The sequence below is a fragment of the Candidatus Tisiphia endosymbiont of Nemotelus nigrinus genome (assembly GCF_964026475.1).
GTDB lineage: Bacteria > Pseudomonadota > Alphaproteobacteria > Rickettsiales > Rickettsiaceae > Tisiphia.
Genome location: NZ_OZ032151.1, coordinates 36,489 through 62,352, shown reverse-complemented (window position 1 = coordinate 62,352; position 25,864 = coordinate 36,489). Strand labels below are relative to the sequence as shown.

Below are 25,864 nucleotides of genomic sequence, written 5' to 3'. Positions count from 1 at the left end.
TGGCTATTATAACATTTTTTATTGAGATTAACTAGACACTTATATCTTTAAATTATGATAAGCCTATCCTCAAATTTAATCATCAAATGAACCATAGCTTTATTCCAGTTTGGAATGGGCATAGTCCATTTTTTGGTCACATAGTTAATTTTTAACTGAATTAGTTGTATAAATTACCTTTCTAATTGACTCAGGATACCCTAAGGGTTATCTATATCTCTACAAATTTATTGATTGTTCTTGGCAAATTATTTTATAAATTTCACATTTTTCTAGCAATCTAGCATGAGTATCGCGGGCAATTAGTTTTCCATGGTCAATTAGCAGAATTTCATCAGCCTGTTCTATACTTGAAATACGATGGGCAATCGATAATATAGTTTTACCTTTCATTATTTCTTGCAATTTATTCAGTAATTTTTGTTCATTCTCGCTATCTAAAGCACTCATTGCTTCATCTAAGAGTAAAATTTCTGGGTTATATAGAATTGCCCTACTGATAGCTATTCGTTGTTTTTGTCCTCCAGATAATCTGATCCCCTTCTCACCAATTTCAGTATCTAGTCCTTCTTTAAGATTTTGGACAAAATCCATTATTCCAACGTTATTCGCTGCTTCTATTATTTCTTCTATACTTGCATCAGGTTTAGCAAAGGTGATATTTGACCTAATCGTACCAGAAAAAATACTTGAATCTTGTGGAACATGGGCAATCTTACGTCTTATCTGATGATCTTGAGTCTTTGATATATCTTGACCAGCAATTCTAATTATTCCTTTCTCAGGAAAATAAAATTTTAACATTAATTGCATAATGGTACTTTTTCCAGCACCCGATCTGCCAACTATACCAATAAACTTACCTTGCTCTATCTTAAATAAAAGATCATCTATAACTAAATTATTTAACCTTGATGGGTAGGCAAAGCTCACATTCTCAAACTCTATACTCAAATGATCTGGAAGAAGTTTATAACCATTCATTGGAATATTTGTACGTTGATTTTTGCCACTATAATCTATAAGAGCAAAAACCCTTTCCGAGGCTACAAGAGATGAGTGTACTTCACTTAGAAGCTCAAAAATACCTCCACTACTTACACCAGCAATGATAGCATAATAAATAAATGATATCATCTGACCTGATGATAAATGACCCTGCACTATATCTCTGCTACCTATCCATATAACTATAGTGATAGAGAATAATATAACTGAAATAGCCAAAGCAAAAAATGCCGAACGGATTTTTAATCGATTTGCCGCATGTTGTGAATAATCAGAAATTTGCTGATTGAAAGCTGCTATTTTATTTGTCTGCTGATTAAAAGCTTGTATTGCACGAATATTTGATACACTCTCTTCTAAATTAGCGGTAATATTGGCTTGTGATTTGAGAACATTTTTTGATAAATTTCGTACATATTTGCCAAATCTTATTAGTGGTAGCAATAATAATGGTATAATAATAATGACAATCGCAGCGAGTTTAGGACTCTGATAGAACATTAAGATAATTCCACCAATTAACATTATTGAGTTACGAACAAAAAACGAGAGAAAATTGACAATCAACTTAGAGATAAGCTCTATATCTACATTCAGGCGAGAGATAATATCACCAATTTTAAGTTCCTCAAAACAAGCAATATCAAAATTAATTATATTACTGTAAGCTTCTTGCCTAATTGTACTCACGATTTTTTCAGCAATATTATTGATGAAATAGGAACGAAAAAAACTGCCTAAACTAAAAACTAATATTAAAACACTAATATATGATATTGATTGATCGATTGATTGCAGATAATCTTCTTTTAAACCGCTATCGATTAACTGCCTGAAAGCCCCACCTATTGCTAGCAATGAAATTGACACACATAATAATGCCAACATGACAATTGCCAGATCTAATTTATAGAACTTTAAGTAGTTGATAAATCTACAAGGAACTGTCTTATGTATTACAAACATAATTTTGTTATTTGCTGGTGCCGGATGTCGGATTTGAACTGACGACCTACCGCTTACAAGGCGGTTGCTCTACCACTGAGCTAATCCGGCAAATAAGAAAAAACTCGTGTGACTTTTAATGTCATTACTTATATTAATTTTCGTGGATTGCTTCGTAGCCACTAAAGTGGCTTCTCGCAATGACGGCATGTTACTTAAGCTTTTTTTGACTCTTTCTTAGGAGGTTTTATTTTACGATTCTTAATTTTTATTTCCATTTTCTTTTTGATCGATGCTGGGAGTGCTATACCAGCTTCTTCAATAAATCTAGCAACACGATCTGTAGGTTGAGCACCAGTACTTAACCAATACTCTATACGATCAGATTTTAGAATTACACGATTTACATCACCTTTGACAAGCATAGGATTATAAGTACCTACCTTTTCCAAAAAGTCACCATCTCTAGGAGCCGTTGCATTTGCTACAACCACTCTATAATGAGGACGTTTCTTTGCTCCACCTCTTGCCAAACGAATTTTTGTTGCCATATACCCTACTATTTCACTACTTAATCTTTTCTTCTTTAAAAGGAACATGTTTCCTAACTACCGGATCATATTTCTTAAATGCTAACTTCTCAGTTTGGGTTTTAGGGTTACGTTTCTTTACTAGAAAATACCCTGTACCAGCTGTACTAACAAGCCTTACCAAAACATTCTTATTTTTTTTAGCCACGACTATCAAACCTTTTTGTATTATTTACAAATTGTCGATTATAATAAAAGTAAGTCAACAAATAGTCAAGAGCAAAATAGCCCTCTTGGTTATATTATTACCTTACACTTAACCCTTAGCAATTTAAAAATTGTAGACAAGTACAAGCTCATTATTGTGAATAGTACACAAGCCCCAGGCGTCATATATGGACGAAGTCCATTGATAGGTTTGGACGGAATCCATGCCATCATTGCGAGAAGGCGTAAGCCGACGAAGCAATCCACTTATGGTTACTTTTATGGATTGCTTCGTCGACCTTCGGTCTTCTCGCAATGACGTTACCCTACTTAAAACCGTTTCCTCTTATAACTTTCGACAGTTGTGGTTGTAACCCCTTAACGCTGACTTCCTGCAGGTCGAGTTTTAGGGGGAGGAGCTGGAGGAAGCGGTGGTTTGGTTTGTCCTGCAACAGTCTCAGTCTTCTGGATATTTTGTCCAATAACTTTTGCTTTTTCTACCACATCTGTATGGATTTCTCCCTTTAGTGCATCGACAGCAGGTTTGGTTGATAAGTCAAGGGTACCTGCGTCATGCTTCTCTTTAATTTTCTCTAACTTTTCGATGATTTTTCCTTGTTTGTTAAACTCAACCTCATCGTCCCATTCATCAATATCTTTATTAACAAATGCAACTAGCTCTTCTTTGCTATTAATATTCTTAGCATCCGGAAATTTATTATGAAGTTCATTAATAAGACTATCTCCATCGACCTTTGCATTGCCAATAAACTTCACAATATCCTCTTTAATAAGCCTCATATTATCTTGCTGTTGTTCATCGTCATCATCATCTTCTCCGTGTGTTGCTCGATATATATTAGCCATTGCTTTCTTCAGTACTTCAGCCGTTGACCCTGCTCCTTTATCTCCTTCGTCCTTTACTTGTTGCTTTAGTGTTCTATCCTGTGCTGACTTTAGTTTGAATCCACCCCCCCTAATTTCAGCAAATAGATCACTTTTATCTACTGTTTTTGTATTCTCAGATGTTACTGGTTGTTTTTCTTCAGGTGCTACTTTCTTTAGCGTCACTCCTGCAGCAATTGCCTCTAAATCTAATGCCTGACGATTCCCTTGCTCTTCTGTTTGGTTCTGAGCTTGACCAGGTGGTAGTGGCGGAGGAGGAGGCGGTGGAGCGACTTCAGCTTGCTTCTCGCCAGGTGTGTGTGATGATGGCGGTGGTGGCGGAGGAGGTGGTGGTGGAGCCGCTGGAACTGCTGGTATATTAATATCTGCTGCAGGTTGTAATGGTGGAGGTGCTACTACAGAAGAAAATCCCTCTATTTGATGAACCCCTTGTTGTAAACCCGGTGCCTGTATAGGTGGTAGTGGAGGTGCTACTGCTGCTACAACCTCTGGTTGCGGGGTGTTTGGATTCTGCATTGCTGCAGCAGGTGTTGCTGGAGCCTTACGTTTTACCGGTGACGACATAGATGCTCGTCTAGTATTTTCCTCTGGTTGCAGAACGTTTATATCCGGCAACGACGTAGTACGTGTTGGTGGGGGGGGAGGTGCTTCACGTGTTGGTCGTGGTTGTATAGAACCCGCCTCTGCTTGCTGAGTACCGTGTAGACCACCGGAAGGAAGCGGTGGTGCTGGAGGTATTGACGTTGTAACCTCTTGTTGCTGCTGAGCAGCTTGGTTCGGTAACGACGCATTAGCTAAAGGAGGTGGTGGAGGTACTGGACGTGGATTAGGCATTGATGAGTGGATGGCTTGAGACTGAACCGGTTCTTGACCAATCATAGTAAGTAATGGTTCTGAAGCAGAAATTGCTTTGGAAAAAGTCAAATCAATTTTACTGCTTAAAGCGTTTGCTGCGTCTAATTGCTCTTCTGATAGCTTCCTTCCTTTTAAATTCTCTAATTCTTTATGTAACTTATTTTTTCTAGCTAATGTTGACTCTTCTATGTTCTTACCAGTGAATTTTAAAGCACTATCAACATTTTTTAAGACTGCATTGTTTTTGGCTACGGTCTCTTTTAAAATTTCTGCCGGAGTACTTACAAAAACATGCTTGATTTTTGCTACAACTTGTTTAAGGCTTTCTAGCCAAGTTACAGGTAATTCTTGTCGCAATGCTGCTAATTGTTGCTTTATAGCAAGCAACCCTTGAACTTTATCGTTAGCATCTACCAGCTTGGCTATGTCTTTTTGTATTTGTGTTAGTTGGGTTCTTTCTCGCATTAATGCTACAGCTTCATTAGCATTATAAACTTTTGGTACAATCTCCCTAAATTTGTCTTGGGATACAGCCAACCTGTTTAATTCTTTTTGTAATTCTGCTACTTTTGCCATTTGTTCTGGCAATAAATCTTTTTGAAGAACCTTATCTAAACCTGCTTGTAATTCTTTATCTATGACTACTTGTAAAGATGAAGATTTTTCTCCTATTCTCTTTAATGTACCGTCAACATATGTGAGTACCTCTCTGTTTATTTCCCTCCTCTCTGCAGCAATTTGTTCATCATTTTTTATAAAAAGATATTTTATTTGAGGAATAATATGTACAAGTCTTTTAAACCAAGGTAAAGATGGTGATTCTTTCTTTAACCTATCCACTTCTTCCTTTAGCTGTCTACTATTATCTAGTCGTTGATTAGCCTCTAGAAGCCCCCCTATAGCATCCTGCATCTTTGTTAATGCATCTGCTTCTTTTAATAAAACAGTTTCTATTTGTTGATCTTTATCTTTCGACATACGATACCCTCTTATAACTTTATTATGAATATCCATAGTAAACAATAGTCAAGCATCTTGTCAAATTAATACTTGAATTTTTTAGCATTTAATACTATCATTACCCCGTATTATTAAAAGCTCTTGGGAGAAAAAGATGAGTGAATTATTAGAACTTGCAGCGGAAATGCGGGAGAAATTTGGGACAGGAGTCGCAAGAGAGTTACGCAGGAAAGGTATGATTCCAGCTGTGGTTTATGGAGCAAATAAAGAGCCACTTTCCGTCTCTATTGAAGAGAAAGAAATAACTAAGCATTATAGAAAACCTGGCTTTATATCAACAATTGTTCAAATTAAAGTAGGTAGTAAAACGCATAAAGTGTTACCAAAAGCTGTGGAATTGCATCCTATTACTGACATAGTTAGGCATGTTGACTTTGTCCATTTAGAGGAAAAAACCCAAAGGATGGAAGTACCAATAGTTTATGAAGGTAAAGAAAGAGCTTTGGGAGTTAAAAGGGGTGGGTTCTTTAATATTATAAAAAGAACTATAACTCTTTTATGTGATGTCAATAATATACCAAGAAATGTTAATATTGATGTTACTAATATGCTAATAGGTCAGTCTTTAAAAGCTAAAGGCATTAAATTACCTGAAGGAACTCAGCTAGCTAGTAAAAACGATTTTATTATTGCTACTATCATTGGGCGTAAAGGTAGTAAGGCAGAAAGTGAAGAAACTGCAACTGAAGAAGTGAAAACAAAATAATTAGCTGGCATCATTAAAGTAGTTGGCGTCATTGCGAGGAAGTAGTATTGCTACGACGAAGTAATCCATTTCTGGTCACTTTGGATTGCTTCGTCGCCGCTAAAGCGGCTTCTCGCAATGACGCCTAGGTAAAAGTATTTTCGTCATTGCGAGTAGGCGTGAGCCAACGAAGCAATCCAGGAAAACGATTAAATTTGGATTGCTTTGTCTACCTTAGGTCTCCTCGCAGTGACAATGACGGCGGCTTCCTTGCTGACAAAAAGTTGCGGAATGACAAAAGGTCGTGAAAATGACACTATCAAAAACGTGTGAATATCCCTCAATTATTGGTGGAACCAATCCTTCAAAGCAGAATAGTATACTTGTTGTAGGGTTGGGAAATACTGGCAAGGAATATCAAAATACTCGCCATAATGTTGGCTTCATAGCTATTGATTATTTATCAGAATATTATAAAATTTCTTGGAATACCAAAGTTAAATTTCATGCAGAACTTGCACAAGGGACAATAGAGGGGCATAAATTACTATTAGCAAAGCCTCTGACTTACATGAATCTGTCCGGTAAAGCAGTACAAGCAATATGTTCTTACTATAATATCAAACCACCAAATATTTTCGTTTTACATGATGATATAGATTTAGAAACTGGTAGAATAAAATATAAATTGGCTGGTGGTAGTGGTGGACATAATGGTCTAAAATCATTGGGTCAGTGTATAGGAAATGATTATCACCGTATCAGAATTGGGGTAGGAAGACCGGTTGCTAAAGATGATGTATCGGATTACGTCTTATCTGCTTTTTCTAAAGAAGAGTATAAAATTATTGTTAATTCCATTGAGGTAATAATTAATAATTTCCATTTATTGCTTTCAGGTGAAATGGAAGAGTTTAAAAGGAGCATCGTTTAAATATGAAACAACAATTAACTTGTGTCTATGCAGATGATATGGATGCACAATATTCAAAGATAATGCAGGATGGGTTAGATGAACTTGCTAAAAACAAGAAGGGTCTTGATGCTGTCCAATCATTTTCCTTCTCGTGTTTTGATAATGATAAAAACTTTGTCGCTGGTATAAAAGGTGTACTTATTTATGGTTGTTTATACGTTGATACGTTATGGGTTTCTGAAGATTTTCGAGGTCAGAATCACGGTACTTTACTAATGTCCAAGGCAGAAAATCTAGCACGAGAACGTAATTGTAAATTTATGACTTTAAATACTACCGATTGGCAAGCCAGACCATTTTATGAAAAATTAGGGTTTAAATTAGAGTTTACAAGAAGGGGATATGATAAAGATTCGGAAGGATATTATTTAAGGAAAGATTTATGACACTAAGATGTGGTATTGTTGGTTTACCAAATGTAGGAAAATCAACTTTATTTAATGCTTTAACTTCTAGTATTGCAGCAGAAGCAGCTAATTATCCTTTCTGCACTATAGAGCCAAATTCTGCTATAGTATCAGTACCGGATGATAGGCTAAATGAGTTGGCAGCTATTGCTAATTCTACTAAAATTATTCCTACTTATATAGAAGTTGTCGATATTGCCGGTTTGGTAAAAGGGGCGAGTAAAGGTGAAGGACTGGGTAATAAGTTTTTATCTCACATACGAGAGGTTGATGCTATTTTGCACGTACTACGTTGCTTTGAGGATGTAGATATTACTCATGTGCATAATAAGATCGATCCAATATATGATGCTGAGATAATAGAAACAGAATTAATTTTAGCAGATCTTGAATCGGTAGAAAAACGCTTAACAAATTCTGAAAAACGTTTGAAAACAGGCGATAAAGCTTTAAAAGAGCAAGTAGAATTATTAAAAGAAATTCAAGCAACTCTCGCAATGGGTAAAACAGTCCGTAGCATGATTGGGACTTATAGTAAAGAGGCTTTAGATCAATTGCAATTATTGACTTCTAAGCCAGTTTTATATGCTTGTAATGTCTTGGAAAATGATGCAATTACTGGCAATAAACTTACTGAGCTTGTAGCAAGAAAGGCTGAAGAAGAAGGAGCAAAACATGTTCTCATCTCGTCAAAAATTGAAGCAGATATTGCAGTTTTGGAAAGTAAAGAAGAAAAAATTGAGTTCTTGAATAGTATAGGGCTTGTGGAAACAGGGCTGAGTAAAATTATAAAAGAAATGTATAATTTATTAGATCTAAAAAGCTTTTTTACTGTTGGCCCAAAAGAAACCCATGCTTGGACTTTTAGTAATGGTACGCTGGCTCCCAAGGCAGCCGGGATTATTCATACTGATTTTGAGAAAGGTTTTATCCGGGCTGAAGTTATTAGCTATCAGGATTATATAAAGTTTAATGGGGAAGTAAAAGCCAAAGAAATGGGTAAAATGCGTTTAGAGGGGAAGGAATATAAAATGCAGGATGGGGATGTGGTACATTTTAGGTTTAATGTTTAAAGAAGGGTAGTTAATTGAGGAAATTATATCATTATCCTATTTGTCCATTGTCGCGTCAGGTTCGGGTGTTATTAAAAGAGCTAGATGTTCAATTTACTATGGTTAAAGAGGATTACTGGCAGAGGAATCAGGAATTTTTGTCTTTAAATCCGGCGGGGACGATACCGGTCTTACAAGAGGCATCCAATTTAATTATAGCAGGAATCTATCCGATCACTGAGTATTTTCATGAAAAATATCCAAATTTTAATTTTATGGACGAAGAATTTAATATTAGATGCGAAATCCGTCGATTACTCAGTTGGTTTAATGAGAAATTTTACCGCGAAGTAACAAAAATTATTATCGATGAAAAAATAGTAAGGTCATCCTGCCAATTAGGTGGTCCTAGAACCGATTTTCTTAGGGCAGCAAAAAATAATCTATCACACCATTTAACCTATATGTCCAGTTTATTGGAGCTACGTAGCTTTATTGCCTCAAATTCCTTAAGCTGTGCAGATATAGCTGCTGCCTGTCATATATCAGTTCTAGATTATTTCGGTGAAATTAACTGGGATAAATGGCCGTCTATTCGTCATTGGTATGCAATCATCAAATCTAGACCTAGCTTTCGTTTTCTATTACACGACAAAATACCAGGTTTTACACCACCAACATGCTATGCCGATTTAGATTTTTAATGATTGAGATAAAGGAAATTTTCTGCTAGAATTTTCACTGAAGGTTTTAATTAAATATAGAGAAGATTATGACTGATCCGATAAATAAAAATAAACTAGATTCTTTTCTGCCTATGAGTAAAGAGGAGATTAAGGCAAATCTGCAAGACCCAGGTTATCGGCAGAAACATGGTTTAGATAATAGTAAAACGAATTCTTTAGGAGATATAAATGCAGCTTTGGACAAAGTTGCAGGGCTTTTAGAAGCAGCAGAAAAAGAATTAAAAGGTGTTAAACAATTAAAAGGATTGGACAAACTTCAAGGTGAAAAGGCACAAAATCTTTTACAAGATTTTAAAGAAGGATTTGACAAGGCAAGTAAAGATATAAAAGAATATAAAGAATATAATGAAACAGTACCTGGTGCCCCTATAAGAGATTTTGCTGACCAAAGAAGTGCTGAACAATACGAGAACAGCCCAATTGGACGACTAGAGAAATTTGCTAAGGATCAACTGAAGAAAATTGAAAAGATATTTGAGGAACCTGTTAATTATATCAAAAATAATAAAATTCTCAACGCAGTGGTGGATGTAATAAAATGTTTATGCAAGGTAGTTAGTACTATAGTTAAAAGTAGTTTAAACAATGCTATAGTCGTAGGAGAAGCTGCAAAGAGTGTTGTTAATCTAGGATCGGCAATAAAAAATGCTGCTATGGGTAAAGGGACTCAACAATCAATGGCTAAGTAACTACTCTGTGGCAAACTGACGTCGTTGCGAGGAGTCATAGTAAATTGACGTCATTGCTAAAAATGCATAAGCACGACTAAGCAATCCAAAAGTTGCACAACAGCCCGCTGCTTTTTGGATCGCCACGCCACTTCGTGGCTCGCGATGACGGTTGTTCGTTCTTATAACTTAGCACTACAGTTGTAGACTGAATAAATTATAGAAAATTTGAGGATTTTCTTTACAATATAGTTTCTAGTTTTTGAAATCTACAACTGTAGTGTTAGAACAAAGTTAGAATTTAAGCCTTGCACCAATAAGAGCAACAGCACCTCTAGTCTTCGTTTTAGGAGCTTCAACACAATAAACTGGTTTACCTTTAGCTTGGAAATAAGATATTTCAGCATAAGGCAATAGTCCTGGTGTTACTAAATATTGAGTACCAAGACTTATTGTATCAACAGTATTTTTATACTTTAGCGATCTAAAATAGGAAACACTTGTTTTCATAGGACCTTGACCATAAGCAATTGCTCCATTATAGTATTGCGTGTTACGACCAACTTTATGATAAATTTTTGAAGTCAAACTTTTACCTAAACTACCATAAGAAGCTGCACAAGAAACATTACCATAAGTAAAGACTGCCCCTAAATTGTAAGCAGCTAGATTTGATAGCTTATTACTAGATAATACATTGTCATTGGGATCTAGTACTATAATCTTACTAGCTGGTTTAGCATATTCTCCTGTGACAGCCATTTGTACTGATACATCATTAATTTCATATTTATAGGATATCCCAGCAGAAACCGCATCTTTGACATTCTGATTTATAATCACCTGATTGCCTTTAGCACCATTTACACCTAGTAATGTTACTTTATTTATACCAGAACTTAATTTACTAAAACCTTTATCATCTAAATTTTTTAGACCACGATTACCACCAGTATTTGCTGAATCAGGAATATAAGAAATACCAAACTGAAAACCTTGCATTTCCGGTGTATAGTAAGAAATTTTTCTAGACGCCTCTGTTTTACTACTTATGTCATCAAAGCTATTGCAGGACGAACTTATGTGAAAAATACCGGGGATAGTGTCAAAGTCTGGCGTTAGACCTTGGTACTTCATATTATCATCATCTAGTACTGCAAACTTAGCCCAACCAAAACCACTCGCTGCTACTGCAGTTGCCGCAACTCCAGTAGCAGTAATACTCATGTTAGAACCAGCGTCATGAGGAGACCCTAACTCCACTTTACCATAATCTGTTTCTAAGAAAATATGAGAACCATTATAACCTGCAGAAAGTTTGGGTTTAGTTGTTGTTAGTAAAACTATTTTAGCTCCAGCTGTCATATCATTCACTTCTTGCTTAACAGTAGCCATAAAAGCAGCTTCAGTATAAAATGCAAGATTTTTATTATTATCAGTAATATTTTTACTTGTCCCTGACAATTTTCTCTGATTTCTATAACCAGATTGGAAACCAAAAAATCCTTCTAACTTTATTTCCGTATCTGAGGCTGCATCAGCTGGGGTAACACAACCACTAGCAAAGGCCATGCTTGAAAAGCAAGAACAACAGAGTAACATTATCAATTTTTTCATTGTAATACCTTATTTTTGATTCACTTAATCTATTTTAGATTCATTTATATTTGTGTTTGTCTATACCTAGACACTGTTAACAAAGCTTATTTAATTGGCGAATAAAGTCTTTTTTGCTGCAAATTATAAGATTTTTTTGAAATAGGTATACTATTCCGGCAAAAATCTTATTAATTTTCGCTAAAAAATCCATTAATTCATCAATCAAATAAGCTTTGTTAACAGTGTCTAGATACAGAGCAATTTTCCACTTGATATTATAACATAAGATAAATCATCATGTAACTAATAACTTGCAAATAACTGTGATTGCTACATAAATATACTTAACTAAATGGCAAAATTACCATTTATAGAACCATACTAAGTTACGTCAAATTCATAAGCGTCATTGCAAGAAACCTAAGGCAACGAAGCAATCATGTTATCCCTGCGTAGGCAGGTATCTTAGATTCCCGCCTACGCGGGAATGGCATCTTTTCAGTTAAGGCAAATACTATCGGGTTAGCTATATAATGATAATTTTAATTGTTGCTAATATCATAAAAATATTGTATCTATATGAGTTAAGTTGATTGTTGTGAAGAGTAAAGGTGGGTTAAACCCACCTTTTTTATTAAAGTCTTGAAATATTTATGCTGTAATGCAAACTATAGAACAACAAATTATTAATGCTATCCAAGATAACCTAAAAGATATTGGTTTTGATTTAGTAAAAGTCACTTTAAAAGGTTTAAACCATAAAGTACTTGAGGTATTAATAGATAGAATAGATGTTAATAAGGTTAGTATAATAGATTGCCGTAATGTTAGTAGAAATATCTCGGCACTCTTAGATGTTGAAGATATAATTAGTGATAAATATTTTTTAGAAGTTTGTTCAGCAGGTATTGAACGTCCCTTAATAAAGTTTGAAGATTATACGAGATTCCTTGGTAGAGAAGCTACCATAAAATTAAAAGAATTACTAAATGGTCAAACTCGATATCAGGGAAAAATAGTTAAAGCTGAAGATAACAAAATTTATCTAAATAATAATGGTAAAGATATAATATTTTCATTTGATATGATAAAAAAAGCTTCTTTGGTATTGACAGATGAAATGTTCAGAAATTTAATGAATAAAAAATCTTAAAAGGCAGTGACTTTATGATTAATATTGGTAACATAGAAATTCTACAGATCATAGAATCTGTGGCTAGAGAAAAGAACCTTCCTAAGGAGGCATTGCTTTCGGCAATGGAACAAGCTATACAAGCTGCAGGACGCAAAAAATATGGCAATGAGCATAATATAAAAGCTGAGATTGACAGAAAAAATGGTAATATTAGTCTTTTTAGAGTCCTTGATGTAGTAGATGGTGTAGAGAATAACTTCACTCAAATTTCTTTAAATGATGCTGTAAAAAAGAAAGCCGATGCTAAAATTGGTGATGAGATTTATGAACTCTTACCTCCTATTGATCTTGGACGTGTTGCAGCTCAAACAGCTAAGCAAATAATAATACAACGTGTTGGTGAAACGGAAAGAGAAAAACAATATGAAGATTTTAAAGATAAGAAAGGTGAGATTTTAAATGGCATTGTTAAGAGGATAGAGTTTAATAATATTATAGTTGACCTTGGTCGTGCTGAGGCAATAATTAAAAAAGAGCAGCTAATTAGAGGAGAAAACTTTAAAGTTAATGACCGTATTAAAGCTTATGTACAAGATGTAAGATTGGTATCTAAAGGACCGCAAATTTTTCTATCTAGAAATGATGACCAAATGCTAGTAAAATTATTTGAATTAGAGATTCCAGAAATTTATGATAATATAATTGAGTTACGAGCTATAGCCCGCGATCCTGGATCAAAGGCAAAAGTTGCAGTATTTGCTTCTGATTCTAGTATTGATCCTATAGGCTCATGCGTAGGAATTAAAGGTAATAGGATTAGAGCTATTACTAATGAGCTTAATGGTGAAAAGATAGACATAATATTATGGAGCAAGAATATTGCCCAATTTATTATGAATGCACTGGCTCCTGCAGAAATTGCAAAAATTGTTATCGACGAAGATAAAAATATAGTTGATGTAGTCGTATCTCAAGATAATTTGAGTCTTGCAATTGGTAGAAGAGGTCAAAATGTTCGTTTAGCATCTAAACTTACTGGCTGGAATATTAATATAATGACCGAAGAACAAGAATCCAAACGAAGAAGTGATGAGTTTCGTTGTGCTACTGAATTATTTATGGAAGCCTTGGATGTTGAAGAAGTGATAGCACAACTATTATCCGCCCAAGGGTTTACTTCTTTAGAACAGTTAGCTTCCATTAAGGTTGAAAATTTGATGAATATTGAAGGGTTTGAAGAAGAATTAGCAACTGAGATAAGAGAACGAGCCATAAATTATATAAATGCTAAGAATGAAAAAATTATTATTAAACTCAAGGCTTTAGGTGTTGAACAAGAATTAATTGATATATTGGATTTACAACCGGAATTCATATTAAAACTAGCTGAATATGGTATAAAGACTATAGAAGATTTGGGAGAGTTAACAGTTAATGAGTTTAGGTCATTAGTGCCTAATTGTAGCATGCTAGATAATGATATAGAATTACTGATTCGCACAGCTCGTATTAGCGATAATGAATAATTCACCTTACGCATGACATAAAAGTCATAGGGAAAACAACTTAGCTCCTTAGCATCATTGCGAGGAGTCACTTTGGTGGCGACGAAGTAATTTAACGAATGTGGATTGCCTGCGATCACTGTGTGGTCTCGCTAGACACTGTTAACAAAGCTTATTTGATTGATGAATTAATGGATTTTTTAGCGAAAATTAATAAGATTTTTGCCGGAATAGTATACCTATTTCAAAAAAATCTTATAATTTGCAGCTAAAAAGACTTTATTCACCAATTGAATAAGCTTTGTTAACAGTGTCTAATAGCGCCTTGTACTTTTCTGCAATTTTTAAATTGCCGTCTGCAGTATGCGTAAGGAGGTGAGTTATAAACGTTTTACAAAATAATTATTGTAGAACAAAGCTAAGAATTTAAAGAAATATTTAACATTAAGTATTAGTGTTCAGAATTTTATTGATATAATTGAAATATTACCAGTAAAACATTACCAACAAAAGTTAACTATAGCTAACCCGATTAGCATTTAGCCATAGTAAATTGACATCTATTAGCAAGAAACCACTTTAGTGGCAATGAAGCAATCTAGGAAAGTGATTATATTTGGATTGCCTCATCGTGTTTACACACCATCACTAATAGACGAAGTAATGTTAAGTGTCTAAGCCAAGATAATAAATTTTGAATAAAGAAAATTAGCAATTTCCTTAAAAAAACTGGTATTATAGTATAGTTAACCATACTAACATTACACAAAATTCATAAACGTCATTGCGAGAGCTACTTTAGTAGCTGCTAAGCAATCCAGAAAAGAGATTATATTTAGATTGCTTTGTTGGTATTTATGCCTCCTCGTAATGACGTCAGTTTGCTATGGATAAATACTAATCGGGTTAGCTATACAAGCACAAGATGCAGACGCAAATTATGCCCTCAAATTTTGCGGAATCAATCTGTGAACATTTGAGTATCTAGCTATCTGCTAATCATTAATCAGATAGCAGGATTATTTACAAAACTTTAGCATATATAATTGCTATTTAAAGGTTTAATATTTATGACGTATGACCAAGAACCTAAACCAAAAAAATTAACACTTGGCGGTTCAAAACTCTCGCTTAACAAACCCTCTCAACCTACTAACGTAACTAGAGGTTTTGTTAGTTCTGCAAAAACGATTGTAGAAGTTAAGAAGAGTAATCCCCAAGCTGGTAATTTGTCTTTTAATAAACTTTGGTCTAGTGGTTCTACTGCTCAAAGCAGCGAATCTACTGCTGGAGAAGAATTTAATAGACGCCTAACCATTTTAAAAAAAGCAGCAGAAGATGCAAAATCTAAGAGTCTTGATAATAAAATTAGTACTCTTAGCAAACTGGCAGATATTAATCAATCTGCACCATCAGAACATTTAGATATCCTAGAAAATACCCAGAATGAGTCACAAGATATCAAAAATGATTCTGAAGTGCTTCCTGTTATATTAACAGATACGTATCCACAGGATAAAAATCCATCCAAACTCTTTGTTAGATCACCTGTGATTGGTTCTCAGAGCCATTTTGGTGTTGCACTTGAAGATATTTCTTCAACAGACAAGGTTGGTGATAATAAAATAGTAGTGCCAAAGGTTAAAATTGAAGAACCTAAAAAATTAAAAAAGGCAGATATTTTCAATATGCTTGATGCAGACGGAAGTGATAATGCCGGTAAAACTAGAAGCCTTGCTTCAATAAAAAGAGCAAGGGAAAAAGAAAAGCGTAAAGCTTATCAACAAATACCAGAAAAAGTGTATAGAGAAGTTATTATTCCTGAGGTCATTTCTGTTGGAGATCTAGCCAATAGAATATCTGAGCGAGCAACCGATGTTATAAAAGAATTGATGAAGCTTGGCATTATGGCTACGACCAGCCAAACAATTGATGCAGATACAGCGGAACTTATTGCTACAACCTTAGGGCATACAGCAAAAAGAGTTCAAGAATCTGACGTTGAAAATATATTGATTAGTGAAGCTGATAAAGAAGAAGATTTAAAGCATAGAGCTCCTATTGTAACAATTATGGGACATGTCGATCATGGGAAAACTTCGTTACTTGATGCTTTAAAATCAACCGATTTAGCAAGTCAGGAAGCAGGTGGCATTACTCAACATATTGGTGCTTATCGGGTAACATTGGCTGATGGTCGGTCTATTACTTTTATTGATACTCCAGGACATGAAGCGTTTTCAGAAATGAGGACTAGAGGGGCTAAGGTAACTGATATAGTAGTTATAGTAGTTGCAGCAGATGATGGAATAAAACCACAAACTATTGAAGCGATTAATCATGCTAAGGCGGCAAATGTTCCAATAATTGTGGCAATAAATAAGATCGATAAACCAGATGTTAATCTTGACCGAATTAAGAATGACTTGTTAATGTACGATTTAGTTAGTGAAGGATTAGGTGGCGATACTATAATTGTACCGATTTCAGCTTTGAAAAAAACTAATTTAGATAAGTTAGAAGAGGCTATATTATTGGTGGCAGAAATGCAGGATCTTAAGGCTAACTTTAGCGGACTCACTGCTGGTGTAGTCATAGAAGCAAAAGTTGATAAAGGCAAGGGAGCTGTGGCTACTATATTGGTACAACGTGGTATTCTACAAATTGGAGACATAGTAGTTGCCGGAACGAAATATGGCAGAATTAAGAGAATGAATAATGATAAAGGCGTGGCTCTTACCAAGGCAGAACCAACTTTACCAGTAGAAATTTATGGTTTAAATGAAGCCCCACGTGCAGGAGATCAGTTTAATGTAGTGCAGAATGAAAAACAGGCTCGGGATATTGTAGAGTATCGTGAACGCCTAGCAAAAGAAAAGAAAATTTCTGTTACCAAAAGATCAAGCATAGAAGAATTATTCCTAAAAGCTTCTGGCAATATTGGTATGGTAAAGGAATTACCGATAATTGTTAAAGGTGATGTACAAGGTTCGATTGAAGCAATTGTTGGTAGCCTATTAAAGCTGCCAAGTGATGAAGTTCGTGTAAGAATTTTACATCACGCAGTAGGCGGAATATTGGAGTCAGATGTTACCTTAGCTAAAGCATCAAATGCTATTATTATTGGTTTTAACGTTAGAACTAATAGTAATGCTTTTGCTATGGCAGAGAGAGAAAAAGTGGATATTAGATATTATTCTCTTATCTATAATTTGCTAGACGATATTAAATCAATACTCAGCGGTATGCTTTCACCAATTATTCGTGAGCAATATATTGGTACAGCCGAGATCCGACAAATATTCACTGTCTCAAAAGTGGGAAAAATTGCTGGTAGTTATGTTACTAAGGGTAGTATAAAAAGAGGTGCTAAAGCTCGCTTGTTACGAGATAATATTGTTATTCACGAAGGAAAGCTCAAAACTCTCAAACGTTTTAAAGATGATGTAAAAGACGTTCACGAGGGCTTTGAATGTGGTATCGCTTTTGAAAATTACGAGAATATCGAACAATCCGATATTGTAGAAGTTTTTGAAATTATTGAAGAAAAAAAACAGTTATTGTAAATGCAAAAAATTTTTGATAGAGACAAGTCTTCAAGACAAAAAAAAGTTGCATCATTAATAAATACAGTATTAGTGGAAGTACTAAGGCGTGGTAAGATGTTAGATGAACGGCTGATTAATTGTCCGGTAACTATTACCAAAGTCTTAGTTACTGCTGATTTAAAGGTAGCAGATTGTTATTTCCTGCCGTTTAACACGGTCTTTAATGAAACACAACTTACTGAATCTTTAAATAATTCGAAATATGCTATAAGAAGTTTTGTAACTGCTAAAATTAATTTAAAATATTCACCAGAAATTCGTTTTCATTATGATCATGGATTTGATAATGCTGATAAAGTTGAGAATCTATTGAAGCAAGCTGAAATTAATAGAATGAATTAGGATTTTAAAATGAACCAAAACCTTACCCATCGTAAAGCAACAATTGCTGATTTAACAGCAATTATCACCCTTCTTTTAGAAGATGACCTTGGACAAACAAGAGAACAGCTTTCAGAAAGATTAGATCAAGCTTATATTGATGCATTCCACAGTATAGATAACGATCCCAATCAATATTTGATGATAATGGAAATGGATAAAGAAATCGTTGGCACTTGCCATTTGACCATCATGCCATCACTAACTTTCATAGGTTCAACAAGGATGCAAATTGAAGCTGTTCGCGTTTCAAAAGACTATAGAGGGCAACATTTAGGGGAATGGATGATGAATACTGCAATGAAGTATGGTAAATCAAAAGGAGTGTCTATTGTTCAGTTGACAACTAATAAAAAACGCCCAAGAGCCAAACAGTTCTATGAAAAACTTGGCTTTGAAACAACTCATGAAGGAATGAAATTATATTGGAATAAAGAAAGTGCATCATCTCAATAATTGAACAATATTTTGCTAATTATTCCTTTTCAATTAGCCGGGTTAGCTATATCTCACATTTATGTTAAGAATAACATGTTCTTTAGTAATTACTGGGAAAAACTGCTTGTTAAAAGGAAATAGTTCTACTGTTTTATCGTTGACAAACTCAATTTCAATAATATCACCTGCATTAAAATTAAAAATATTTATAATTTTTCCTATAACGACTAGACTGGTATCTAGTACTAATAAACCTTTTAAGTCTTCAATATAAAATTCGTCTTCCTTTAAGGAAGGGAAATCTGACCTATGACAAAAAATCTTACATCCCTTTAACCCTTCAGCTAACGTCCTATTATTCACTTGGTTAAATCTGCATATTATATCACCTTTAGAATTTTGACTAAGTAGTTTAAGAACAATTTTTTCTCCTAATTCATCGACTAAATTCATTTTAATAATATTAGTATTCGGCATAGTAAAAGATTTGACGTAAACATTACCTTTTATTCCTTGTGCTGATAATACTACACCAACAAAAATTAAACCTCCTTTAATAAACGTCATTTGAATATACAACCACCTAATTCATCAAGAGAAACCATTTTTTCTTTTTAGGATATTTTCCAGCTATTTTCTCTAATTTTTCAAAATGAAATATACCAAAGGTATATCCAATCATGACTGGAATCGTAATAATCAGCAATCCATAATTACCTAAATATTCCGTTAAATAAATAAGCCCAAAAGATGTGATAATATATATCACCGTACGTGATAGAGCAAACAAAACAGCACTATAAGTAAAACGCTTAAAGATAGGGAAATATATATAGAAAATTGATATGGCTGGAGTGACATCAAGTACAAAAAACATCATAAATGACTGGAGCAAAAAAATATCAAATGGTGTTCTAACATTATTTAATAAGTATGGATAAACTAAAATAAAAATCCAGAAAATTACCAGTCTGATCTTTAAAATTACTATAGGATATATATAATAACCTAAATATATCAATGGTAAAAGTCCTAACATTTCTACCATTGAAACGAAGAAATTTTGATGAATAACTTGCTCAGCTGTATAACCAAAATCACTTCTAAGAATTTCTCCACAATGAATAAATGCTAAATAAAAACATACTGGCCAAGTACAATGTATAAAGAATAAAGATAAAGCTGTTATTCTATTAACTTTTTTTAAAGTATGGTTCTCTTGCAAATTATTTTGTTCTTCATTAATGTCTGATGTAGTTCTTTTCATTTGACTTTTTGCAACAATAAATTCTGGTGTTTCCCTTAGAGCAGTCCTGGCTACAGAACCAATTAGTGCAACCAACGAACCAACCCAAAAAGCAGAACGCCAATTGAACTGATAAGTAGTCGCAATATATGCAGTACCCAAAGCAAATGTTCCCCCTAATGCTGCTAAGAACCCCAATAATGATATAGCTGAATATTGTTGCGGTGGTTTTATAGTTTCAGTCAAATATAGTTCTGCCCCTATTATTTCTCCCATGGAAGTCATACCTTGTACAATACGGCATATTGACACAATCACAGCAGCAGTGACACCTATTTCAGCATAAGTAGGCAAATTAGCAATGATAATACAAGAAATTGCCATCATAAAAGTGGTGATAACAACGGTTGTTTTACGCCCTATATTATCACCAATCCATCCAAAAACTAATGCCCCTATAGGCCTTAATAAATATGTTGTACAAAAAGTAAAGGCTAAAAGTAATTGTGCTACATGTGGGTCATGCTCAGGAAAAAAAAGTTCATTAAGAATTACCGCCATGTGTATATAGAGCATAAGATCAAAATATTCTAGGAATGTACCTATTGATAGTAACCCGATAACCTCTTTGTGTTCTCTAGTTAGATGAGTTTGAATAAACTCTTCATCTTCTTGTATCAATTTACTCATATTTGTTTCCTCCTCCTTACTCAACACCTATTACTAAGCAATTAGCTATGTGTTTTATAAAATTGTCTTAAACATAAATTTTAGACCGTAAGAAACTAATTTATAAACGTCATTTTCTTACGCACCCTAGGAGACTATCGGAAATAACTAATTAATTAGTTATTTCCGACAGTCTCCTAGCTTCGAACTAACTTTTTCCTGTTTTTTACTTTAGGATTTGTCGCAACTTTAGTTGACTTTGTTTTTTTACTATATGTTTTTGATGGTACTGTTATCAACTTATTAGACATAACATTACTATTGCTCGAATGACCAAAATGTCTATCTAATAGTTTTATCATTTGCAGATTTCTAGATTCAGCAGACCTACCCCCTGTAATAATAGCAACCAAAGATTTATTTTGTCTAGTTGCTGCAGTAATCAAGTTATAGCCGGCTGGAGTGGTATAACCAGTTTTCAACCCTTCAACTCCTTCATAAGTTTCATTTACTTTATTATGTCCTCGTACAATATTACCTCTAAAAACAAAGTTATTTTTAGAAAAATAACTATAATATTTAGGAAAATCTCGCTTAATACCTATAGCTAGTTTAGCAAGATCCCGGGCAGTAGTTTCTTGATAAGGATGATGCCATCCAGAAGCGTTTTTAAAATAAGTATCTTTCATACCAAGCTGTTTAGCACGAATATTCATCAAACGAGCAAAATTTTCTTCAGTACCTTTAATATTTTCAGCTACTACCATAGCTACATCGTTTGCTGATCTAATAATTAGCCCGAAAATAGCTTCTTTTACAGTAATAGATTCTTTTGCCTTAAGCCCTAGTTTGCATGGTAGCATTTTCTCTGCGTTTTTTGAAACATATAATTTTTGATTTATTGATAACCTACCAGATTCTAATGCTTCAAATAATAAATACAAAGTCATTAGTTTTGTCAATGAAGCCGGGTATATTTTAGTAGTAGAATTTATATCATGCAATATTCTACCACTCTTGTAATCTACGACAAGACTTGTTTGAATTGGCAAAGACACAGGTTTTCTTGCAGCATAAGCAGGATTTAAACTTGTACTAAATGTTAATACACAGGAAAAAAATATTAATAATCTCATTAGCATAATTCTCTGTTTTAGAAATCTTCTTATTAAGATAGAACAATCTTGCAAGTCATGGCAAGATTAAAATATAGTTAAGATAAAAAAATTATCCTAAGCTGTAATTCTTAAAAATTTTTAATATAGATAACCCTAATAGTATTTATCTGTAACAAACTGATGTCTAGTAGCGACGAAACAATCCAAATGACAGAGTTCATGGATTGCCACACTCATGTACATTCGCTTGCAATGACGTTCCTAGAATGGCACAAAAAAACCAAACCGTCAATATATGGACAAAGTCCATTGATGGGTTTGGATGGAGTTCACAACTGTCGAAAGTTAGAAGAGAGGGTTTTAAATAGGGTGACGTCATTGCGAGAAGACCGAAGGTCGACGAAGCAATCCATAAAATGATTAAATTTGGATTGTTTCGTCGTGTTTACGCACTCCTCGCAATGACATTTCCTTGCCTAAAAACAGCTTCCTTTTCTAACTTTCGACGGTTGTGGGACGGAGTCCATGCCATCATTACAAGGAAACGTAATCCGACAAAGCAATTCATTTCTCATTATTTTCCTAGATTGCTTTGTTGCTATTAGACATCTGTAAATTTGGCATAATGTTATCCCTAGTTAGCTATAAAAAGTGTATTATAGCATGTGGTAGTTCTTCCACTAAGTGTATTTAACATTTTTTTTAATAATAAGTTGCATTAAATTTTCTAGACAGTTATTAGGCAATGCCGAATATTCTTGTAAAAGAATTTGCAACAGGATTGGTATTAGATTAAAATATAAATTTCCAATTTAGTCAAGGAGTGTAATAAAATGACAGTGTTAAGGTATGATTTGTATAGAAGTATACATAAGTTCATTCGTAAGGAGCTGTACCAGTTTGGAGAAAAGCTAGGTAAAACAGATTTTCGAAAAATAGAAGCTGTAACTAGTATTAAAAGTTCTTTTGATACTATTGCATTTGATCTAAAAATGCATGCACAAAAAGAGGAAAAATATTTTACCCCACTGTTTAATAAAAAAGGAACAACCGTGCATAAGCATGTTGAACAAATGCATTTCAACCAGCAAAATGAGCTGATGGAATTTCAGGGGCTTTTTGAAACTGCGATAAAAACAGTGGATGATGAAGAACGGGTTATACAGGGCTGCCATATCTGCTCCTCATATGATCAGCTCTTGTCTCACAATCTTCTGCATTTTTATGAAGAAGAAACCAGATTAATGCCTGAATTATGGAAGCTTTATTCTGATAAAGAGCTGCAGCAGGTTACCGTAAATAGTTATAAAGGTATGCCTAAACATGTTTTATTAGATAGCTCGAGCTTTTTCTCGGTTTTGAATTTTCTTGAAAAGCGTACTTATTTACAAGATCTTAAGGAGGCTTGCTCACCTGAAATGTTTTTTGAAATTTGGAAGAGTGCATTAGTCTCAGAAGGTTGTTTCACTGCTGATGAAGAATCCGCTTTTGCCATTGAGTTTGATTTGCCCTTAAAAGACACTACTGCAGACAGTGCATAACTTCCTTTTCTGACTTTCTAACAGTTTGTGGAAATGATTCTACCTTTGCAGAGATGACAGCTTTGCTACTTTGTCCCCTTATTTGCCAATACCCAATTACTATCCAAATAATCATTGCTATATTTAGCCAAATATTCCTGATACTTACCTTTAAAGTCAGTAATAGTTTGGTGAGATAGGGCAATAATCCTTGTAGCTATACTGCTAGCAAAATCTCTATCATGAGTTACTAATATTAAAGTACCTGGATAGTTAATTAGTGCATTTTTTAGCATATGTTTAGATTCAATATCTAAGTGATTAGTTGGTTCATCTAATACCAATATATTACCTTCTTCCAAGATAATTTTAGCTAACAATAAACGAGCTCCCTCTCCACCACTCAAATTTAAAATATTCTTATTTACTTCATCTTTACGAAACAATAATTGACCCAATATACTACGCAGCGTATTATCATTTTCAGTAGGTATTTGGTTGGATAACCAATCAATAATGTTGATATTTTCATTTAGTAATTCATGATGATCCTGAGCAAAATAAGAAATTCGAGTTTCATATCCCCATTCATAACTTCCCAAATCTGAGGATATTTTACCAAGAAGAATTTTTAGTAGAGTGGATTTACCAATACCATTTGGACCAATAATAACAATTTTCTCCCCTCGTGTTACGGTAAAACTCACATTATTTAATATTTTTTTATTTTCATAATTTTTAGAAACTCCCTTAACTTGTAACACTAATTTTCCAGACGGTCTTTTTTGCTTAAAATTAAAATATGGACTAATACGTGAACTTTTTTGTATATCAGGTAGTTCCATTTTCTCTATTTGCTTTTCCCTTGATGCGCTCTGCTTAGCTCTACTAGCTGAAGCCCGGAATTTATCAACAAAAACCTGCATAGTAGCAATTTTCTTTTCTATATTAGTAAGATCTTTAAGTTTTTGATCAGCAATTAACTGTTTGTCACGAACAAAAACATCATAATTACCAGTATAAGTTTTGATGGTACCATAATCTATATCAAGAATATGTGTAGAAATGTTATTAAGAAAAGCCAGATCGTGTGAAATAAATACCAAAGCCCCTTTGAATTTTTGTTTTAGATAATTTTCTAACCAATAAATTGAAACTATATCAAGATGGTTGGTTGGCTCATCGAGTAGTAATATATCAGGATTGTTGAATAAACTTTGTGCTAGTAATACTCTAAGTTTGTATCCGCCGGATAAAACGGACAATGGTTGGTAATGGTACTTTTCTTGTATCCCTAAACCTAGTAGTAACTCAATGGCAAAAATTTCCGAGATATATCCATCATTATCAGCGATAATTTGTTCCAACTCACCTAATCGATAACCGCTTTCCTCATCACATTGATCATTCTCTAGGATTTTTTCCTTTTCTTGCAGAGCTTGCCATAATTCACTTCTACCAGCAATAACAGTATTAATAATTGAGGTATTTTCATAAAGAAACTGATCTTGTTTCAAGCAACCAATACGAGCCTTCTTAACTATGTTTACTTCACCAATACTTGCTTCCTCTTCTTTAATTAGAACTTTAAAAAGAGTAGACTTACCAGCACCATTTGCTCCGACAAGTCCGTATCTATTACCATTTCTGATATGAACATTTACGTCAGTAAACAATATTTTTGCACCATAACTCATGGCTAAATTAGTTGTAATAATCATAAAGTATAATTAGGTAATAATGTACCATTTTTTAATCTCAATTTAACCTGCTTAAGTGATCTTGGTTCTGCCTCGGTCACCTCAAGTTCAACCTGTTCCTCAATATCAATTTTAGTACCAACCGAAGGCACATTACCTACCTTTGCTAAGACTAGCCCACCAATTGTATCGAATTCATCATTTTCTGTTTTTAATTTCACACCAAGAGCTAATTCAAGTTCCTCAACCTTCACCCGAGCATTTGATAAAATGGTATTATTATCGATAATTTTGAAATTATCATTATCTGATTTTTTATCATGCTCATCATCTATCCTACCAACTATCTCTTCCATAATATCTTCAATGGTTACAATACCATCAGTTCCACCATATTCGTCAACAACTATAGAAATTTGCACACGATCTCTTCGCATTTTCGCTAATAAATCTATCAATTTCATTGAAGGAGCAGAAATGATAGGTTTACGAATTATCCTTTTTAACGGCAAATTCTGCTTAGTAACAAGGAGTTTAAACAAATCTTTTATATGAATAAAACCAACTATATTATCCAACGTTTCATCATAAACTAACGTTCTAGTATGAGGTATTTTGCTATTAAGCATTTGGCTTAACTCCTCTACGCTAGTAGTTAATTTTACTGCCTTAATGTCAGATCTAGGGATCATTACATCTTCTACAGTTTTATGACCAAATTTCAAAAGATTCATAAAAATCTTTTTTTCTTCTAACGCCATTTTCTTACTGTTAGATTTTAGCTTTTTAATAGTATAATAAAAATTATCCTCTGGCTTCTCTTTAAAAAGCATACGAGATAGCCAAGCTTTAAGAATGTCAAATTTTGAAGGATTTGTAAGCATAGCCTTGTTAGAGTTAATATAGGAAAGGTCTTCTTTTTTCACGCAACCTAGCATAA

General features: G+C 34.0%; 22 protein-coding genes and 1 tRNA gene. 12 read left to right on the top strand and 11 right to left on the bottom strand.

Annotation, left to right across the window (positions count from 1 at the left end; translation table 11 throughout):
• Positions 1-219: 219 nt before the first annotated feature.
• The 5 genes from AAGD39_RS00310 to AAGD39_RS00290 form a co-directional block, all read right to left on the bottom strand.
• Positions 220-1,974: an ABC transporter ATP-binding protein gene (locus AAGD39_RS00310; RefSeq protein ID WP_341756679.1), complete on the bottom strand. Its 1,755-nt coding sequence runs from the start codon at positions 1,972-1,974 to the stop codon at positions 220-222.
• A 15-nt stretch (positions 1,975-1,989) separates the two neighbouring features.
• Positions 1,990-2,064, bottom strand: a tRNA-Thr gene (locus AAGD39_RS00305).
• 104 nt (positions 2,065-2,168) lie between these two features.
• Complete coding sequence (gene rpsP / locus AAGD39_RS00300; RefSeq protein WP_341756678.1) at positions 2,169-2,504, bottom strand: 30S ribosomal protein S16; 336 nt, start codon at positions 2,502-2,504, stop codon at positions 2,169-2,171.
• 16 nt (positions 2,505-2,520) lie between these two features.
• Entirely contained in the window at positions 2,521-2,691 is a 171-nt protein-coding gene (gene rpmG, locus AAGD39_RS00295) for a 50S ribosomal protein L33 (protein WP_094649033.1), read from the bottom strand.
• 377 nt (positions 2,692-3,068) lie between these two features.
• A complete protein-coding gene (locus tag AAGD39_RS00290; protein WP_341756677.1) occupies positions 3,069-5,429 on the bottom strand; it encodes a WH2 domain-containing protein in 2,361 nt (786 codons plus the stop codon).
• A gap of 136 nt (positions 5,430-5,565) precedes the next feature.
• On the opposite strand from AAGD39_RS00290, the gene AAGD39_RS00285 reads away from it, so the two are divergent.
• The 6 genes from AAGD39_RS00285 (at position 5,566) to AAGD39_RS00260 (ending at position 10,026) form a co-directional block, all read left to right on the top strand.
• Positions 5,566-6,177: a 50S ribosomal protein L25/general stress protein Ctc gene (locus AAGD39_RS00285; protein WP_341756676.1), complete on the top strand. Its 612-nt coding sequence runs from the start codon at positions 5,566-5,568 to the stop codon at positions 6,175-6,177.
• 289 nt (positions 6,178-6,466) lie between these two features.
• Positions 6,467-7,090, top strand: coding sequence for an aminoacyl-tRNA hydrolase (gene pth, locus AAGD39_RS00280; protein WP_341756675.1), 624 nt, complete (start codon positions 6,467-6,469; stop codon positions 7,088-7,090).
• Between the two features lie 2 nt (positions 7,091-7,092).
• Positions 7,093-7,518, top strand: a complete 426-nt coding sequence (locus AAGD39_RS00275; RefSeq protein ID WP_341756674.1) for a GNAT family N-acetyltransferase — start codon at positions 7,093-7,095, stop codon at positions 7,516-7,518.
• Complete coding sequence (ychF, locus tag AAGD39_RS00270; protein ID WP_341756673.1) at positions 7,515-8,612, top strand: redox-regulated ATPase YchF; 1,098 nt, start codon at positions 7,515-7,517, stop codon at positions 8,610-8,612. Before AAGD39_RS00275 ends, ychF begins: the two co-directional genes overlap by 4 nt.
• Positions 8,613-8,626: 14 nt before the next feature.
• Positions 8,627-9,295, top strand: a complete 669-nt coding sequence (locus AAGD39_RS00265) for a glutathione S-transferase family protein (protein WP_341756672.1) — start codon at positions 8,627-8,629, stop codon at positions 9,293-9,295.
• A gap of 68 nt (positions 9,296-9,363) precedes the next feature.
• A complete protein-coding gene (locus AAGD39_RS00260) occupies positions 9,364-10,026 on the top strand; it encodes a hypothetical protein (RefSeq protein WP_341756671.1) in 663 nt (220 codons plus the stop codon).
• Between the two features lie 273 nt (positions 10,027-10,299).
• On the opposite strand, the gene AAGD39_RS00255 is transcribed toward AAGD39_RS00260, so the two are convergent.
• Entirely contained in the window at positions 10,300-11,622 is a 1,323-nt protein-coding gene (locus AAGD39_RS00255) for a porin (protein ID WP_341756670.1), read from the bottom strand.
• 643 nt (positions 11,623-12,265) lie between these two features.
• Here AAGD39_RS00255 and rimP point away from each other — a divergent pair.
• From rimP to AAGD39_RS00230, 5 genes are all read left to right on the top strand, one after another.
• Positions 12,266-12,757 carry a ribosome maturation factor RimP gene (rimP, locus tag AAGD39_RS00250; RefSeq protein ID WP_341756669.1) on the top strand — a complete coding sequence of 164 codons (492 nt, stop codon included), beginning with the start codon at positions 12,266-12,268 and terminating at the stop codon, positions 12,755-12,757.
• A 14-nt stretch (positions 12,758-12,771) separates the two neighbouring features.
• Positions 12,772-14,265, top strand: a complete 1,494-nt coding sequence (gene nusA / locus AAGD39_RS00245; RefSeq protein ID WP_341756668.1) for a transcription termination factor NusA — start codon at positions 12,772-12,774, stop codon at positions 14,263-14,265.
• 1,049 nt (positions 14,266-15,314) lie between these two features.
• On the top strand, positions 15,315-17,810 hold the full coding sequence (infB, locus tag AAGD39_RS00240) for a translation initiation factor IF-2 (protein ID WP_341756667.1): 2,496 nt from the start codon (positions 15,315-15,317) through the stop codon (positions 17,808-17,810).
• On the top strand, positions 17,811-18,194 hold the full coding sequence (gene rbfA / locus AAGD39_RS00235; RefSeq protein WP_341756666.1) for a 30S ribosome-binding factor RbfA: 384 nt from the start codon (positions 17,811-17,813) through the stop codon (positions 18,192-18,194). It abuts the gene before it with no gap.
• Between the two features lie 9 nt (positions 18,195-18,203).
• Entirely contained in the window at positions 18,204-18,689 is a 486-nt protein-coding gene (locus tag AAGD39_RS00230; RefSeq protein WP_341756665.1) for a GNAT family N-acetyltransferase, read from the top strand.
• A 42-nt stretch (positions 18,690-18,731) separates the two neighbouring features.
• Here the strand turns inward: AAGD39_RS00230 and rimM are convergent, their stop codons facing one another.
• The 3 genes from rimM to AAGD39_RS00215 all read right to left on the bottom strand — a co-directional run bounded on the left by rimM (position 18,732) and on the right by AAGD39_RS00215 (position 21,728).
• Positions 18,732-19,238 carry a ribosome maturation factor RimM gene (gene rimM / locus AAGD39_RS00225; RefSeq protein ID WP_341756664.1) on the bottom strand — a complete coding sequence of 169 codons (507 nt, stop codon included), beginning with the start codon at positions 19,236-19,238 and terminating at the stop codon, positions 18,732-18,734.
• 16 nt (positions 19,239-19,254) lie between these two features.
• Positions 19,255-20,607 carry an MFS transporter gene (locus tag AAGD39_RS00220; RefSeq protein WP_341756663.1) on the bottom strand — a complete coding sequence of 451 codons (1,353 nt, stop codon included), beginning with the start codon at positions 20,605-20,607 and terminating at the stop codon, positions 19,255-19,257.
• 176 nt (positions 20,608-20,783) lie between these two features.
• Positions 20,784-21,728: a D-alanyl-D-alanine carboxypeptidase family protein gene (locus AAGD39_RS00215; protein WP_341756662.1), complete on the bottom strand. Its 945-nt coding sequence runs from the start codon at positions 21,726-21,728 to the stop codon at positions 20,784-20,786.
• 809 nt (positions 21,729-22,537) lie between these two features.
• Between AAGD39_RS00215 and AAGD39_RS00210 the strand changes: the two genes are divergently transcribed.
• The gene (locus tag AAGD39_RS00210) at positions 22,538-23,245 is read left to right on the top strand and encodes a hypothetical protein (protein ID WP_341756661.1); all 708 of its coding nucleotides are present in this window, start codon (positions 22,538-22,540) and stop codon (positions 23,243-23,245) included.
• A 65-nt stretch (positions 23,246-23,310) separates the two neighbouring features.
• Here AAGD39_RS00210 and AAGD39_RS00205 read toward each other — a convergent pair whose 3' ends face one another.
• Positions 23,311-24,945 carry an ABC-F family ATP-binding cassette domain-containing protein gene (locus AAGD39_RS00205; protein WP_341756660.1) on the bottom strand — a complete coding sequence of 545 codons (1,635 nt, stop codon included), beginning with the start codon at positions 24,943-24,945 and terminating at the stop codon, positions 23,311-23,313.
• Positions 24,942-25,862 carry a hemolysin family protein gene (locus tag AAGD39_RS00200; RefSeq protein WP_341756659.1) on the bottom strand — a complete coding sequence of 307 codons (921 nt, stop codon included), beginning with the start codon at positions 25,860-25,862 and terminating at the stop codon, positions 24,942-24,944. The genes AAGD39_RS00205 and AAGD39_RS00200 overlap by 4 nt, the downstream gene beginning before the upstream one ends.
• Positions 25,863-25,864 lie beyond the last annotated feature (2 nt).

Bases quoted from the DNA above. Each gene is read 5' to 3' on its own strand.
- AAGD39_RS00200 (WP_341756659.1), bottom strand. From the start codon at position 25,862: ATGCTAGGTTGCGTGAAAAAAGAAGACCTTTCCTATATTAACTCTAAC.
- AAGD39_RS00255 (WP_341756670.1), bottom strand. From the start codon at position 11,622: ATGAAAAAATTGATAATGTTACTCTGTTGTTCTTGCTTTTCAAGCATG.
- AAGD39_RS00220 (WP_341756663.1), bottom strand. From the start codon at position 20,607: ATGAGTAAATTGATACAAGAAGATGAAGAGTTTATTCAAACTCATCTA.
- AAGD39_RS00205 (WP_341756660.1), bottom strand. From the start codon at position 24,945: ATGATTATTACAACTAATTTAGCCATGAGTTATGGTGCAAAAATATTG.
- AAGD39_RS00230 (WP_341756665.1), top strand. From the start codon at position 18,204: ATGAACCAAAACCTTACCCATCGTAAAGCAACAATTGCTGATTTAACA.
- AAGD39_RS00285 (WP_341756676.1), top strand. From the start codon at position 5,566: ATGAGTGAATTATTAGAACTTGCAGCGGAAATGCGGGAGAAATTTGGG.
- AAGD39_RS00310 (WP_341756679.1), bottom strand. From the start codon at position 1,974: ATGTTTGTAATACATAAGACAGTTCCTTGTAGATTTATCAACTACTTA.
- AAGD39_RS00260 (WP_341756671.1), top strand. From the start codon at position 9,364: ATGACTGATCCGATAAATAAAAATAAACTAGATTCTTTTCTGCCTATG.
- AAGD39_RS00275 (WP_341756674.1), top strand. From the start codon at position 7,093: ATGAAACAACAATTAACTTGTGTCTATGCAGATGATATGGATGCACAA.
- pth (WP_341756675.1), top strand. From the start codon at position 6,467: ATGACACTATCAAAAACGTGTGAATATCCCTCAATTATTGGTGGAACC.
- AAGD39_RS00210 (WP_341756661.1), top strand. From the start codon at position 22,538: ATGACAGTGTTAAGGTATGATTTGTATAGAAGTATACATAAGTTCATT.
- nusA (WP_341756668.1), top strand. From the start codon at position 12,772: ATGATTAATATTGGTAACATAGAAATTCTACAGATCATAGAATCTGTG.
- rpsP (WP_341756678.1), bottom strand. From the start codon at position 2,504: ATGGCAACAAAAATTCGTTTGGCAAGAGGTGGAGCAAAGAAACGTCCT.
- rimP (WP_341756669.1), top strand. From the start codon at position 12,266: ATGCAAACTATAGAACAACAAATTATTAATGCTATCCAAGATAACCTA.
- infB (WP_341756667.1), top strand. From the start codon at position 15,315: ATGACGTATGACCAAGAACCTAAACCAAAAAAATTAACACTTGGCGGT.
- AAGD39_RS00215 (WP_341756662.1), bottom strand. From the start codon at position 21,728: ATGCTAATGAGATTATTAATATTTTTTTCCTGTGTATTAACATTTAGT.
- AAGD39_RS00290 (WP_341756677.1), bottom strand. From the start codon at position 5,429: ATGTCGAAAGATAAAGATCAACAAATAGAAACTGTTTTATTAAAAGAA.
- rimM (WP_341756664.1), bottom strand. From the start codon at position 19,238: ATGACGTTTATTAAAGGAGGTTTAATTTTTGTTGGTGTAGTATTATCA.
- rbfA (WP_341756666.1), top strand. From the start codon at position 17,811: ATGCAAAAAATTTTTGATAGAGACAAGTCTTCAAGACAAAAAAAAGTT.
- ychF (WP_341756673.1), top strand. From the start codon at position 7,515: ATGACACTAAGATGTGGTATTGTTGGTTTACCAAATGTAGGAAAATCA.